Origin of the sequence: Gordonia paraffinivorans (assembly GCF_900683595.1) — a bacterium.
Classification (GTDB): domain Bacteria; phylum Actinomycetota; class Actinomycetes; order Mycobacteriales; family Mycobacteriaceae; genus Gordonia; species Gordonia paraffinivorans.
This window is the reverse complement of record NZ_CAACYD010000006.1, coordinates 1,034,887-1,048,026: the sequence shown is the minus strand read 5'-3', so window position 1 is coordinate 1,048,026 and position 13,140 is coordinate 1,034,887. Positions and strand designations below refer to the sequence as shown.

Genomic DNA, 13,140 nt, shown 5'->3' with positions numbered 1-13,140 from the left:
GCGATTTCCCCGGGCCGGCTACTTGATGATCGCGTCCACCGTCTTCTTGAGCGCCGACGGCTGGGAGGGGCGCCGCGGGGCCTTCTCGCGGCGCGCGAGCATCTCCTCGCCGATCTCCCGGAGCTCCTTGCGGCCGAGCGCTTCCCGCACCTTGGGGAACCACTCGTCCTCTTCCTCTTCGATGTGGTGCTCGACGTTCTCGATGAGGACCGTGGTCTTGGCGTCGAATCGCTCGGCGTCCGGGCTCATCCCGGCCAGTTCGACGACGAGCACATCCGCGACGTGGTGTTCCTCGTAGGACTCGAGGATGTCGTCCTCGAGTTCGGGGACCCGCCTGCGGATCTCGGGGTACATCACCTCGTTCTCGATGTAGGTGTGCACCGTCAGGGCCTCGATGATCTTGTCGACGATCTTGCCCTTGGTCTTGACGGCGTTGTCTCCCGCGGACCGGAAGTCGCGGAACAGCTTGCGGATCTCCTTGTGTTCGTCCTTGAGGATGACGATGGCGTCGGTCGACATGGGTGTGCTCCTACGGTGGGCTGAACCGGTGCCCCCGTATTCCTCGTACGCCCCGGGGCCAAACCTGCCGCGGGCGGATCGACGCGCCGGTCAGCCCCAGCCGTTGGCGTGCAGCCACTCGTCGTCGATGCCGAAGTGGTGGGCGATCTCGTGCATGACGGTCACCGCCACCTCGTGCACCACCTCCTCGCGCGAATCGCACATGGCGAGGATCGGTTCGCGATAGATGGTGATCGTGTCGGGCAGGTACCCGCCGTAGTCGTGGTCGCGCAGGGTGAGCGCGATGCCCTGGTACAGCCCGAGGATGTCGGGCTCCTCCGGGTTGCGCGGCTCCACGAGGATCACCACGTTGTTCATCTCGTCGGTGAGTTCCGACGGGATGGTGTCGAGCGCATCCGAGACCAGCCCGTCGAACTCGTCGTCGGACATCCTGACCGGCATGGGTCAGCCCGCCGGCGCGGGGACTTCGGCCGGGTTCGGCGCGATACCCGGCGGCAGCGGCACCGGCGTGGGCAGCGCGCGACCGGGCGGGGCGGCCGGCGGCGGGACCGGGGCCTTGCCGTTGATGAGCAGCGTGCCCTCCTTGGCGTCGCCGACGAGGGTGGCGAAACCGCCTCGCTTGTCGGGCAGGCCCAGGTAGCAGACCACCTTGCGGCTGCCGGCCAGCCAGCTCGGCTCCGAGAGCACCGACCACTGCACGTTGAGGGTGGTCTGGTCGAGCTTGTCCGCGCCGCCCGCGAAGCGTTCGGCCTGCTTGGGGCAGATCGACTCCAGGTAGCTGTTCTGCGCGCCGGTCGGCGGCCACGGCTTGTCCGACATCCGGTCGCCGAAGCGGACCGCGAGGTCGACGATGCCGGTGGTCTGGAATGCGTGGGGCTCGGCGCAGTTCACCGGGAAGCCGGTCGGTGAGCGGTCCTCGGGATCGATGCCGATGCAGGTGCCCTCCGGCCACACGAACGACTGGTTCTGGTCGGCGACGCGGCCGGAGAACTGCGCGGGCAGGCCGTCGGGCCCGTTCTCCTGGATGCCGCAGCGCAGCTCGCGGGCGCCCTTGCCCCACTGGTCCTGCGAGGGGTACATCATGCCGACCGCGAACCGCCCCTGCGGGTCGAGCCGGCCGTCGAGGTACTGGTCGACGACGATCGGGCACTGCTCGTCGCGGATCGCCGCGAAGCGCTCCGGGCCCGGCCACGGCGCGTCCTCGCCGAACTCCGAACTCGGGATCAGCGAGGTGTCGATGCCGCCGGCCACCTCGAAGCGGTGCTTGTGCTCGCATCCCACCTTCGACGGATTGCCGGGATCGCCCTCGGGCCAGTCCAGGCAGTCGCCGGCCACCGACTGGGTGAAGGCGTTCTGCACGAGCTTGCGCTCGCCGATGTCGCTGCCGCCGACACTGCCGGAATCGTCGAAGACGCCTGCCGCGTATGCGACGCCGCCCGCGGCGATGGCGCCGACGACGATCGCGACGAGGACGACGAGGACCGGGTTGCGGCCGATCCTGCGGCCGGACGACCGGGCCGGCGTGCCGGCGGCGACGGTGGCGCCGTGTGCATCGCCGTCGGTGTCCGGGTGCGGCTCGTGGGTGCCGGACGGGTCGACCGGAGCGAAGTCGTCGGTCGGCACCGACTCGGCGATGGGTGCGGTCTCGGCTGCGTGCCCGGGATCGGACTCGTCCGGGGCGCGCCTGGCGCGATCGGGGTCGGGCGTGTTCATCGGGATCCATCATGCCTGGCCCGTTTCGGATCCTGCGCTCAAGTAGGGTTTGAAAGCGTGATCGACCTGAAGATTGTTCGAGACGACCCGGATCTGGTCCGCGCCTCGCAGCGCGCCCGCGGCGAGGACCCCGGTCTGGTGGATGCCCTTCTCGAGGCCGATGCGGAGCGTCGCTCGGCGATCGTGGAGGCCGACACGCTTCGATCCGAGCAGAAGGCGCTCGGCAAACAGGTCGGCAAGGCGCAGGGCGAGGAGAAGCAGGCGCTGCTCGCCAAGGGCAAGGAACTCGCCGAGAAGGTGAAGGCCGCCGTCGCCCGGCAGGCCGAGGCCGAGGCGGCCACCGCGCGGGCGCACCGCGCGATCTCCAACATCGTCGCGCCGCAGGCGCCCGCCGGGGGCGAGGACGACTACGTGGTCCTCGAGCACGTCGGTGAGGTCCGCGAGATCGAGAACCCCAAGGACCACCTGGAGCTCGGCGAGTCGCTGGGCCTGCTCGACATGGAGCGCGGCGCCAAGGTCTCGGGCTCGCGGTTCTACTTCCTCACCGGCCAGGGCGCGTTCTTGCAGCTCGGCCTGCTGAACATGGCCGCGCAGAAGGCCGCGGCCAACGGCTTCCAGCTGATGATCCCGCCGGTTCTGGTGCGCCCGGAGGTCATGGAGGGCACGGGCTTCCTCGGCGCCCACGCCGACGAGGTCTACCACCTCGACAAGGACGACGACCTGTACCTGGTCGGCACGTCGGAGGTGCCGCTGGCCGGCTACCACATGGACGAGATCCTCGACCTGTCCGACGGGCCGAAGCGCTACGCCGGCTGGTCGACGTGCTTCCGCCGCGAGGCGGGAAGCTACGGCAAGGACACCCGCGGCATCATCCGCGTGCACCAGTTCGACAAGGTCGAGGGCTTCGTCTACTGCAAACCCGAGGATGCCGAGGCCGAGCACCAGCGCCTGCTGAACTGGGAGAAGGAGATGCTCGCCGCGATCGACGTGCCCTACCGCGTCATCGACGTGGCCGGGGGCGACCTCGGTTCGTCGGCGGCCCGGAAGTTCGACTGCGAGGCCTGGATCCCGACGCAGAACACGTACCGGGAGCTCACCTCTACGTCGAACTGCACCACCTTCCAGGCCCGGCGCCTGTCGATCCGCTACCGCGACTCCAACGGCAAGCCGCAGGTCGCGGCGACGCTGAACGGCACCCTGGCCACGACCCGCTGGCTCGTGGCGATCCTGGAGAACCACCAGCAGCCCGACGGCTCGGTGAAGCTGCCGCCCGAGCTGGCGAAGTTCGTCGGCACCGACGTCCTCACCCCGCAGTGAACTGAGTCGTCATGGTCCTCGGGATCGTCATCGCGGTCATCGGGGCTCTCGCCTTCGCCGCGGCGGCTGTCCTGCAGGCGCTCGGCGCCGAACAGGTCTCACAGCGTGCGGCCATCCGCGAGGAGCGCCGGCGATCCGCGGGTGCGCATCCGTCGCTGAAGTCGACCGCGCTGACGATGCTGACGGTCCCGTTCCTGATCGGGTTAGCCTTCGACCTCGTCGGCTTCGTCGCGACGATCGCCTCGGCCCGGCTGATCCCGCTGTTCCTGTCGCAGACGATCATCTCCGCGCGACTCGTCGCCACCGCGCTGCTGGCCATGGTCGTGCTGAAAGTGCATCTGGCGCTGCGTGATTGGATCGCCGGTGCGGTGGTCGTCGTGTCCCTGGCGCTGCTGGCCGCGTCGGCCGGACGCGAGGGCGTCGATCACCCGACGTGGATGAGGTGGGCGGTCCTGGTGGCAGGTCCGGCGCTGATCGTGCTCGGGCTGTTGCTGATGCGCCGCCTGAAGAAGCACATCGCCTCGGTCACCGGACTCATCGCCGGCGCGGTGTTCGGCGTGATGGCCGTGGCCTCGCGCATCCTGGTCGGCGTCGAGCCGTTCGATCTCGTCGTGCTGTTCACCGACCCGGCGCTGTATGCGTTGCTGATCAGCGGCATCGGCGGCTTCTACCTGTTCACCGTCGCGCTGCAGACGGGATCGGTCAACGGTGCCGCCGCCGCGCTCGTCGTCGGTCAGACGGTGCTGCCCGGCGCGGTCGGCATCGCCTTCCTCGGCGACGTGACCCGGGCCGGTTGGGGACCCGTCGCGATCGTGGCCTTCATCGCCGCGGTCGGCGGCGGCGTCGCCCTCGCCTCCTCGGGCGCGGTCACCGCGGTCGAGAGCGCCGAGGCGACGAATCTCCCCGCGGGGTATGGGCACACCCCGCGGGGAGATCGGAACACCTGATCCGGCGCGCGTCAGCTGCTCGAGCCGGCCACCGGCGCGGCGTCGGGGTCGCGCCGCCGCGACTGCCTTGGCGACAGCCGGGCCCTCCGCACCGAAGCTACCGTGGTCGCCCTCGTGGCGGATCGCCGGGATCGTGCTGCCCGCCGAGCCGCGGGTGGCGTCGACGATCGGGGTCTCGACCTGCGAGGGCAGGGCGATCGGCTCGAGACGGTCGGGGAGGCTGTGCGCAAGGAACAGCGACAGGACCGTACCGAGGATGGCCGTGCCGAGTGCTGCGCCGAGCTGACGCGCCGTGCTCTCCGTCGCCGATCCCTGGCCGGATTCATCGGTGGGGATGTCGACCAGGACGGTGCCGGTCAGCTGCGCGGACGCGAGGCCCAGGCCGGCGCCGTAGACGGCGAGCAGGATGGCGAGCACCCAGGCCTCCGACGTCGGGTGCAGGTAGAGCGCGAACACCAGCACGCCGAACGCCTCGAGGGCCAGGCCGATCATCACGGTGCGCGGGGCCCCGAAGCGGCCCGCCACCTGGCGGGTGGTCGAGCAGGTCGAGCGGGCGGGCGAGGACGCCGGCTGACCGACGCCGCGCGTCCGGGCGGGGAGAAATCCGCGACGACCTGCCCCGATCCGGTCGCGGAGTGCGACGGCGCCGGCGCTCTTGCCGAGCCAGGACCCGTTCTACACGCCGCCGTCGGGTTACGAACGCCGCGCGCCGGGGGACATCCTGCGCACCAGGCAGGTCGCACTCGGATGGCGCGGCACCAGCGTGCCGGTCACCGCGACGCAGCTCCTCTACCGCACCACCGACAACTTCGGCGGGCCCTCGGCGACGGTCACCACCGTGCTCTCTCCGCCCGGAGTCGGGCCCGGCGCGCCTCGGCGGGTCGTGTCCTACCACTCCTTCTACGACGCCCTCGGCGCGCAGTGCGATCCCTCGTACACGCTGCGGGGAGGCAACATGACGACCGAGCCCATCGACCTGCCGTCCATCACCGCGCTGATGACCGCCGGGTTCACGGTGTCGGTGCCCGACTACGAGGGCCCAGGGCTGCGCTGGACCATGGCCCGAGAATCCGCGTACACCGCGCTCGACGGTGTGCGGGCCACCCTGCGGTATCTGAAGGCGCCGCGCCGGACGCCGATCGCCCTCTTCGGCTACTCCGGCGGATCGGTGCCCACCGGTTTCGGCGCGGAGCTCGCGCCCACCTATGCGCCGGAACTGAACGTGATCGGGGCGGCCGCCGGCGGGATACCGGTGAACCCCGCCCACAACCTGGGCTAGGTCAACGGGAAGCGGCAGTGGACCGGGGTCATCCCCGCCCTGACCGCGGTCTACAACGACACCTACGACCTGGACATCCAGCCCTACCTGTCGCCGAAGGGCTCGCGCATCCTGAGGCAGATCTCGGATGAGTGCATCGCGCAGTTCGCCGACGCGTACCCCGGTCTCACCGACCAGGACCTGCTCCGGCCGGGAGTGGGCGGGCTTCTCGACGTGCCCGGGGTGCGGCAGGCCATCGCGAAGAACGTCATGGGCACCCTCGGGACGCCGCGGACGCCGATGCTGCTCGGCGTCGGCAACTCCGACGGCATCGGTGACGGGCTGATGATCAGCGGCGACGTCGCCGCCCTGGCGTCGGGCTACTGCCGGAGGGGCGTCGCCACGACGTTCACCGAGTACCGCGGCATGTCACACACCGAGGCGCTGCTCCCGTTCACCGCGGAAGCGGTCGGGTACCTCGGGCAGCGGTTCGCCGGGCAACCGGCGCGGGGGTGCTGACCGCGCCCGGTTGACCCCCGGCGACCGGAGTGACTCAGGCGTCGGCGGAGGGATTCGGGTTCGTACCGCCGTCGGACACCTCGAAGTTCTTCCATCCGCCCTGGTCGTGGACCTGCATGACGGTGCCGAGGCTGTCATCGGGAGCGGCGACGGTCTTGAACCAGTCGTATGCGCCGGTGGCGTCGTCGAATTCCTTCTCCTCGACGACGTTCTCGTTCGAGTCCAGGACGCGGTAGCGGGCCATTGCGGTTCTCCTCTGTTCGGGGGTGGGGGTGGTTCGCCGGCGGTCAGCCGAGGATCTCGAGCAGACGGTTGCAAGCCGCCTCGCAGCGCCGACACGCGTCGGCGCAGGTGCGGCAGTGCTGATGCATCTCGGCGTGCTGCGCGCATTCGTCGGCACACGTCTTGCAGGCGACCGCGCAGGCCTCGAGGGTCTCGCGCACGACGGCGACGTTCGCATGGGTCATGCGCAACAGCACGTGCTCGGTGACCGTGCACAGGTCGGCGCAGTCCAGATCGGTGCGGATGCACTCGATAAGAGCGTCGACGTCGCGTTCTCCCAGGCATGCGTCGACGCACGCGATACACGCCTGCGTGCACGCGCTGCACGCCTCGATGCACTCGGAGAGAACGTCGATGTCGATGTCGTCGCGCTGCGGATGGGACTGGAGCAACTCGCTGACGGTGGTCATGGGGCGCCGACTACCCGTGGGCAGCGCGGTCCAAACGACCTGCCGGTGTGGCCCGGAGACAAACTGCGGCCGACGCCGGGTGGATGGCGTTACCCGCGAACAGGTTCCGCGCCATGCGGCGGGCGGCGAATCTCGCCCGGCAGAAGATGAACCAGACGGCCAACATCGGCGACCCGGGGGCCTCGGTGGTCAAGGTGCCGTTCACCTCCGATGCCACGCACCCGGCGATGGCCGTCTCGGACACGATGATCGTGGCCGGCGGCGGCCTCGCGGACATCACGCTGGCGGTGGGCGGCTCGGGCAGCATCTTCGGCGGCGTCCGGCTGACGTTGAAGCTCAACGGCATCGATGTGGGCAGCGTCGTGACGGCGAACCACAGCAACGCCCGTAGCGTCCCGGTCTCGGGGGTCACCCTCGCCGACGGGGACCAGCTCGACGTGTGGGCGGCGCGGGTCGAGATCGGCTACGTCAGCGGCGCCGTGCGCGAGGCGTCAGTGGATGTGGTGCCCGCCACCTAGACCCCGTGGGGATCAGCGACGTGTCCGGCCTCCAGACCGCCCTGGACGGCAGCCGTAGCCCTCAGTCCGCTGTCACCAATTGGTGCGCACGCTGGTATGACACGTCCAACGCGTCACCGATGTCCCGGACGGTGAGGCCGCTGTCGCGTAGTTGGCGGGCGGCCACCCGGACCTCTTCGGCCGCTGCCCGGTTCGCCTCCTGTGCGCGCTTCCGTAGTTCGCCGGCGCGTGAGAGGTGGGAGCGAACTTCACCGGGTAGTTCGACGGTGAACTGTGCCAGTTCGATCTCGGCGAGCGGTACTCCTCGCAGGGACGCGGCTAGGTCGCGCGCCATGAGGCGGGCCTCCTTCAAGTTGCAGCCCTGCGTGTATTGGTCAACCTCGGGGACGTAGACGAGCCAGAACTTTCCGTCCCGGCTTGCTCGTGCAGTGATCCGCATCACCGCCACCATCCTTTCCCTAGCGTCTGCTCGCACTCCTTGTAAACCATCTCGGCATATCGGTTGCCGAGTTCGGTATGGGTCCCGAATTTATGGGGATGGACCTATCGGCAAACAGCTCGGTCGACGCGGTACACAGTCCAGGGACTACCCGAATGGGTATCGAGTCCGGAAATTCTATCCTGGACGTTGGACCGATGGCCGATGTACACCGATTCCGCAGGGGGGCGTGACGTGACACTCGACGCCGGAACGCATGTGCCTGATGACTGGGCCGGTCTCCTCGCAGCACTGATCGAGTCGACCCGGCACCTCATGAAGTTGGGGCTGCTAGCTCCGCTTGAGAACGGCAGCTTGCCATCGCTGCGTCCGCCAGCGACGCCCGCTCAGATCGCCGAAGCCGAGGGACGACTCGGGGAGCGCCTCGATGTGCACGTCCGGGAGCTCTTGCAGCACACGAACGGATGCGACCGACTCGACGGCGAGTTCTCACTCCTTTCGTGCGAGGAACTCGGCGGCCCCGACTGGACCAAGCGAGTCGAGCTTCGCGATGCGTATTGGGAGTCCTGGCCGAGAGATTCGTGGCCAACCAGCCTGCATGTTGATCCGCACCGCCTGATTCCGATCATGGTGGCATACGGCACACGTTCGGAGATCCATTCCACCCCGGCGACCGACCCCCTTGATCTCCCCCGTCCGGTCTACGACGTAGGTCTTGACCCGGTGCCAGATCAGACGCTAAAGCAAGCGTTACAAACCAGCCTTCGATTGAACATCGAACAACTCGCAGGTCATTACGACTCTTCTCAAGAGCAGGAGCGAGCATGAGACCCCGGCGCTTGCCACACTCGCTCGCATGGGCGTGCGTCGGCATAATCCTGTTGATGGCGACAGGATGTGGTGACGGCGGCTCGCCGTCACCAGACGCAACGTCCCAGGCGACCAGCAGTGATGCCATCCCGCCAGATGTTCAGTGTCCGACTGGCGCGGAATACGCAGCGGCCACGGGAGTACGGGATGAGCCCGTGGTTACATCCAGGCGTGACCCCATGGCCGAGCAAGTCGTTTGCTGGGTCGAGTTCTCAACGCCACCAGAGGGGCCGCGGTTTGTGTACTTGACGGTCATTCCTGATCCGGGAGATACGCTCGGCGCGCACGTTGTGCCCAGATTGCGTGGGATGGCGGCGCATCCGGTTCGTGCCGACGATGGGCGGCTCACAACACGCGTGGTGCGGGACATTCCTGACCTCGGTGACGAGGCGGTTTCTTATATCGAAACGCTGGATGGTCGAGTGGTCAACGCCGAGATGTGGGTTCGCGCAGGGAAATATCGACTCAAGATCAGTGGCAACCCTGACAGCGAAACGGAGCTCGTGTCGGCGGCCGAGCTCTGGCTCAAGAAGATGCCATCGCCATAGGTGCACATTCCGGATGGCATTCTGGCGGCAGTCTTGTGAGTGGCACGCTCCAAGCGTGGGTTAGCAGTAGCTTGCATGTCAAGCACTGCATGTCTACTTCGACAGGGGTTACTACCGCGCTCACCCCATTCGCCATATCGGCAGCGGCGTGTCTGCCTGTTCGCGCGGGCCTGTGGTCCGAAATGGCCCGAAGAGAGCCGGCGAGTGGGCTCGAATGTCGCGGTCGGGCCGCTCGAAGGACAGTGCTTGGGATGTGGCGGACGACACTCTGGGTGGTCATGTCAGGCTCCTATGTGCCATCACGCCCGGGAGCGGCCTTGACCCACGCGTAGTAGGAAGAGCGTTCGATCTCGACGAGCTCACACAGTCGCTTCACCTCGAAGGTGGTGGAGTTGTCGGCGACGAACTGGAAGCGACTCACCAGTTCGTCTCCCCGGCGAAATACTTGGCCACCCGCTGGAGGGGATCTCGCGCTCGGTGGAGAGCTTGGTGGTCTCGACCTCGAGCTCACGCACCCGCGCCCGGAGCCGGGCCAGCTCCTGCTCGGGCGTCTCCGGTCCGTCCGGCGGCGGTGTCCCGCCCGGACTCGTGAGACGCGGGATCGTGGTGCCGTCGGGTGCGGTCTTCTTGCCCGTGCCGTACTGGTCCACCCAGTGCTTCAGGGTGCCCCGCGCGACCCCCAAATCGGCGGCGATGCCCTTCAGCGCCGCGCCCGGGGTGGACTCGTACAAGTCGACGGCCTGACGACGGAACTCTTCGGAGTAGTTCTTCCTGGCCATGGTTCTCGGATCATCTCGCTTCCCCAGCACCAAGTGCTGGATTCAGCGTGTCCAAGAACCGGGGGTCAGGCCCCAACTTTGTGTCCGCCGAGAATTCACATCATTCGGCAGGTGATTGTTTGACCGAAGCGTCGAAACTCACAGTTACAGAAGCCCCGTTCACGAGACGGCGCACGGAGTCTTGGTCGTCGGTTACGAGCATGGGGATGGTTGTCAGATCGATCGGCGGAGTCTGCCAGCGCCCATCTGGAAGCGGGTCAGACGAGGTGATCACGAGGCCCGAGGCACCGGCACGCCGAGCGTTTTCGTACTTTCGCTCGAATGTGCAGCCACCGCGCGGCAAGACAACCCACTGGCCCTTGACGTCTGAGCCGTTCTCGGTGCACCCGTCGCCCAGTGCCGACGATAGCCGCGCCTCAACCGCATTAGCACCGATGGAAAACGGGAAGGGTCTCAGCTGGACCGGCGCACCATCGACCATGGCATCGACCGCGGAGGCCACATACTCATACTTCGTCGGAGCCGGTAGCGACGACGAAGGCGATGCGGCGCCGTTAGTGACCTCGCCAGCATCTGGCGTGCCGCCGCACCCAGCCAAAACTGTTGAAGCAACGAAGGCAACTGCTATCGATGTTCTCATGGCAGTCGACTTACGCATGAACTCCCCTAGATCTCTCACGGTTCCAACAGTTTCTAAGAAGCCGACCGTCTGATCGCCCAGCTCCGTGTCCAGCGCGGCACGCCATCGTATGGCACCTGCCCTGTCCGAAAAGACAAGCGGGTAGTGGTGCGGTTCGACCATTTCGAATGCCAGCACGTGAAAGGCAGCAGCGTCCACGTCCTCAGTTGGCAACTGCCTGAGGTCGCAAACGATGCCCACCGGCTGGCCGGGGTTCGGCAGAACTTTCGAGCGGAAGACGACGAAGAGGAGCGGTCCGTGCGACCAGCAGGCAAGCAGAATGACATCCCGCGTGCTCGGCCCCGAAACCGCAGCAATACGCACAACCGCAGCTGCCACCGGAGAAACCTCATTGGTCACCGTCGGCCCCCCGGTATGCAGATAAGCCCAGTTCGATTGCCTCCGTCACGAAGCACGTCGGAGATTTCATGTCATGCGACCGGCGCATCCCCACCATCATTTCCATTCAACGGTATGCCGCTCACCTTATCGATCTGTTTGGGCGATGACATCCAACCCGGGCACTCTACGTATCCCTCGCAGTACGCCGTGGTGACACCGGACGCGCCGCCAGGGATCTTATCGCCGTTCGGCAGCGTGTCCGACATCTGGACGACGGCACGATAGGTGACTGGTGGTGGCTTCTTCTCACAGATGAGCGTTCCGGGTGTCAGATACGAGCACTCCTGGCGGTAGAAGTCTTGTCGATAGATCAAGGTCCGGCCACGGGTGTCATTCTGATCATGCTCGCCGCAGTTGGATTCGATCGTCTCTTGGACAACGTCCATGTTCGTCATCTTGTGGTAGTGGTAGATCTTGTCCCAGCCGCGGCCACGCTTTCCATTCCAATATCCACGCCGCAGCGGAACCTTGTTGCCGCACGTGTCTTCCCATGGGCCGCCGACGATCTCGTTGGTGTCGTAGTCGTCATCCACGTTGTGCCGGAACGAACCGAGGTCGGGAATAGGCCGCTCACGAGACGGGTCAGTCCGGCGCGGGTCGCCACCCTCCCGATCGCCGTCACCACCCAGGTCGCGAGCCCCGGCCGTAGGTATCGGCACGATTGGCGTCGAGCCGGGAAGTGGGATGTCAGTGGGCGCGTGGGCTCCCATATTGGGGCCCGGCCCGTCGGGCACGTTGGTGTCGCTGGGCACCGTCGGTGCAGTCACCACCGGGGGCTGCGAAGTCGTGGTCGTTGTCGGCCCCGGATCGTGGCAGACGTACGGGACCGGCGGTGGCGGCGCCTCCGAGGCCGGACGGCCATTGGATGCCGCCCAAGTCTGCGCCCACGCACTGTTGTAAGCGGCCGTCTCACGCGCACACCGCTCAGCTGGGGTTTCCGCGCTCGCCGGGTCAGCCGGCACCAGCAATGTGGCCAGCACAGCCAGCACTGCGAGCACAACGATTGATGCGACCGCTGGGGTTCTCCTGCGCCCGAACGCGCTCCTCAGACAAACATCGCTCATGTCCCGATCCCCCGATCGACGTCTGCTAATTAGAGCCACATACGGGCGGAGTGGATGTTGATCGTGTCGTCAGCGGTCGGCGTCGACGCCGAGAACCGCACAATCACGCGCACCGTCGTCGGACCCGCGCAGCCATCCACCCTCACATGGACCCGCTTCGCGCGGATCGAGGCACGATTTGTCTGTAATGTCTTCTTGCCCAACGAGATCTCGGTGATTCGTCCCGGCTTGAGCTTGGCCGAGATCGACGGGCTCACCGACGCCGACCCACCGACCGTCACGCCGGGGACGCCGCTGATCGTGACGTTCGCGTTCGGACCGATCGACGAACCGAACCCAAACGTCGCCCCGTCGCTGACATCGACCTGGCACCCGACGACGAGGAACTGCTCGAGGATCGCCGACTGCACCGGCTGGGACGGTTGGCGCCCCTTCGCCGGGGTGATCAGGGCACCGACCCGTGCCGACACCCAACCCTCACGTGAGGCAAAGCTGTTGGCGATATTGCTCATCGGGTTGACGGCCAACTCGCTGGCGCGCAACTCGATCTTCCAACCATCATCGGTGACCAGCGAGTCGTACTTCGTCGCCAACGGCGTCGGCGCAGCCGAACTCACCCCAGCATCAGATATCAACGTCGCCAACGCAATACACACCGACGACACGAAGATCAAACCACGAACAAGCATCCCGACCCCTTACACCCACAGCACTGAGCGGCGCCAGAACTCGCTGTGCAACGTGGGCCTTCAGGTTGTTGTGATAGCCACGATCGCGATGTTCACATCTCGCGGAAGCGTCGGTCGTTCACGACCGAGTACAACGGGGTAGGGACCGCCGGCGGGGAGGTCGAGCACCTGTCCTGAGCGGTATCCG

14 protein-coding genes and 2 pseudogenes are annotated in these 13,140 nt (G+C 67.0%); 6 read left to right on the top strand and 10 right to left on the bottom strand.

Annotated features, from left to right (window positions below):
• Window positions 1-18 precede the first annotated feature (18 nt).
• From E1P53_RS11750 to E1P53_RS11740, 3 genes are all read right to left on the bottom strand, one after another.
• Complete coding sequence (locus E1P53_RS11750) at window positions 19-519, bottom strand: hemerythrin domain-containing protein (RefSeq protein WP_109239014.1); 501 nt, start codon at window positions 517-519, stop codon at window positions 19-21.
• 90 nt (window positions 520-609) lie between these two features.
• Entirely contained in the window at window positions 610-960 is a 351-nt protein-coding gene (locus E1P53_RS11745; protein WP_040527443.1) for a metallopeptidase family protein, read from the bottom strand.
• Between the two features lie 3 nt (window positions 961-963).
• Window positions 964-2,232, bottom strand: a complete 1,269-nt coding sequence (locus E1P53_RS11740) for a septum formation family protein (protein WP_040527442.1) — start codon at window positions 2,230-2,232, stop codon at window positions 964-966.
• Between the two features lie 57 nt (window positions 2,233-2,289).
• Here E1P53_RS11740 and serS point away from each other — a divergent pair, with 57 nt between their 5' ends.
• The 3 genes and pseudogenes from serS (at window position 2,290) to E1P53_RS11720 (ending at window position 6,273) form a co-directional block, all read left to right on the top strand.
• Complete coding sequence (gene serS, locus E1P53_RS11735; RefSeq protein ID WP_006902095.1) at window positions 2,290-3,549, top strand: serine--tRNA ligase; 1,260 nt, start codon at window positions 2,290-2,292, stop codon at window positions 3,547-3,549.
• 11 nt (window positions 3,550-3,560) lie between these two features.
• Window positions 3,561-4,496, top strand: coding sequence for a DMT family transporter (locus E1P53_RS11730; protein ID WP_131734399.1), 936 nt, complete (start codon window positions 3,561-3,563; stop codon window positions 4,494-4,496).
• A gap of 622 nt (window positions 4,497-5,118) precedes the next feature.
• Window positions 5,119-6,273 (top strand): annotated as a pseudogene (locus tag E1P53_RS11720) (lipase family protein).
• Between the two features lie 34 nt (window positions 6,274-6,307).
• On the opposite strand, the gene E1P53_RS11715 reads toward E1P53_RS11720, so the two are convergent.
• Window positions 6,308-6,517: a hypothetical protein gene (locus E1P53_RS11715; protein ID WP_131734398.1), complete on the bottom strand. Its 210-nt coding sequence runs from the start codon at window positions 6,515-6,517 to the stop codon at window positions 6,308-6,310.
• 43 nt (window positions 6,518-6,560) lie between these two features.
• On the bottom strand, window positions 6,561-6,965 hold the full coding sequence (locus E1P53_RS11710; RefSeq protein WP_131734397.1) for a four-helix bundle copper-binding protein: 405 nt from the start codon (window positions 6,963-6,965) through the stop codon (window positions 6,561-6,563).
• An 83-nt stretch (window positions 6,966-7,048) separates the two neighbouring features.
• Between E1P53_RS11710 and E1P53_RS11705 the strand changes: the two genes are divergently transcribed.
• Entirely contained in the window at window positions 7,049-7,483 is a 435-nt protein-coding gene (locus E1P53_RS11705) for a hypothetical protein (protein ID WP_131734396.1), read from the top strand.
• A 61-nt stretch (window positions 7,484-7,544) separates the two neighbouring features.
• Here E1P53_RS11705 and E1P53_RS11700 read toward each other — a convergent pair whose 3' ends face one another.
• Entirely contained in the window at window positions 7,545-7,922 is a 378-nt protein-coding gene (locus E1P53_RS11700) for a hypothetical protein (RefSeq protein ID WP_131734395.1), read from the bottom strand.
• Between the two features lie 204 nt (window positions 7,923-8,126).
• Between E1P53_RS11700 and E1P53_RS11695 the strand changes: the two genes are divergently transcribed.
• Both E1P53_RS11695 and E1P53_RS11690 read left to right on the top strand, forming a co-directional pair.
• On the top strand, window positions 8,127-8,750 hold the full coding sequence (locus tag E1P53_RS11695) for an SMI1/KNR4 family protein (RefSeq protein ID WP_131734394.1): 624 nt from the start codon (window positions 8,127-8,129) through the stop codon (window positions 8,748-8,750).
• 221 nt (window positions 8,751-8,971) lie between these two features.
• On the top strand, window positions 8,972-9,340 hold the full coding sequence (locus tag E1P53_RS11690; RefSeq protein WP_131734393.1) for a hypothetical protein: 369 nt from the start codon (window positions 8,972-8,974) through the stop codon (window positions 9,338-9,340).
• Between the two features lie 298 nt (window positions 9,341-9,638).
• Here the strand turns inward: E1P53_RS11690 and E1P53_RS11685 are convergent.
• The 4 genes and pseudogenes from E1P53_RS11685 to E1P53_RS11670 all read right to left on the bottom strand — a co-directional run.
• A pseudogene (locus E1P53_RS11685) lies at window positions 9,639-10,119 on the bottom strand (transposase); the annotation flags it as partial.
• Between the two features lie 100 nt (window positions 10,120-10,219).
• A complete protein-coding gene (locus E1P53_RS11680) occupies window positions 10,220-11,137 on the bottom strand; it encodes a PA domain-containing protein (RefSeq protein WP_131734391.1) in 918 nt (305 codons plus the stop codon).
• A 92-nt stretch (window positions 11,138-11,229) separates the two neighbouring features.
• Window positions 11,230-11,952 carry a hypothetical protein gene (locus E1P53_RS11675; RefSeq protein WP_131734390.1) on the bottom strand — a complete coding sequence of 241 codons (723 nt, stop codon included), beginning with the start codon at window positions 11,950-11,952 and terminating at the stop codon, window positions 11,230-11,232.
• Window positions 11,953-12,293: 341 nt separating this feature from the next.
• A complete protein-coding gene (locus E1P53_RS11670; RefSeq protein ID WP_131734389.1) occupies window positions 12,294-12,953 on the bottom strand; it encodes an MspA family porin in 660 nt (219 codons plus the stop codon).
• Window positions 12,954-13,140: the final 187 nt, after the last annotated feature.

Bases quoted from the DNA above. Each gene is read 5' to 3' on its own strand.
- E1P53_RS11750 (WP_109239014.1), bottom strand. From the start codon at position 519: ATGTCGACCGACGCCATCGTCATCCTCAAGGACGAACACAAGGAGATC.
- E1P53_RS11745 (WP_040527443.1), bottom strand. From the start codon at position 960: ATGCCGGTCAGGATGTCCGACGACGAGTTCGACGGGCTGGTCTCGGAT.
- E1P53_RS11740 (WP_040527442.1), bottom strand. From the start codon at position 2,232: ATGAACACGCCCGACCCCGATCGCGCCAGGCGCGCCCCGGACGAGTCC.
- E1P53_RS11730 (WP_131734399.1), top strand. From the start codon at position 3,561: ATGGTCCTCGGGATCGTCATCGCGGTCATCGGGGCTCTCGCCTTCGCC.
- E1P53_RS11715 (WP_131734398.1), bottom strand. From the start codon at position 6,517: ATGGCCCGCTACCGCGTCCTGGACTCGAACGAGAACGTCGTCGAGGAG.
- E1P53_RS11710 (WP_131734397.1), bottom strand. From the start codon at position 6,965: ATGACCACCGTCAGCGAGTTGCTCCAGTCCCATCCGCAGCGCGACGAC.
- E1P53_RS11705 (WP_131734396.1), top strand. From the start codon at position 7,049: ATGGCGTTACCCGCGAACAGGTTCCGCGCCATGCGGCGGGCGGCGAAT.
- E1P53_RS11700 (WP_131734395.1), bottom strand. From the start codon at position 7,922: ATGCGGATCACTGCACGAGCAAGCCGGGACGGAAAGTTCTGGCTCGTC.
- E1P53_RS11695 (WP_131734394.1), top strand. From the start codon at position 8,127: ATGTACACCGATTCCGCAGGGGGGCGTGACGTGACACTCGACGCCGGA.
- E1P53_RS11690 (WP_131734393.1), top strand. From the start codon at position 8,972: ATGGCCGAGCAAGTCGTTTGCTGGGTCGAGTTCTCAACGCCACCAGAG.
- E1P53_RS11670 (WP_131734389.1), bottom strand. From the start codon at position 12,953: ATGCTTGTTCGTGGTTTGATCTTCGTGTCGTCGGTGTGTATTGCGTTG.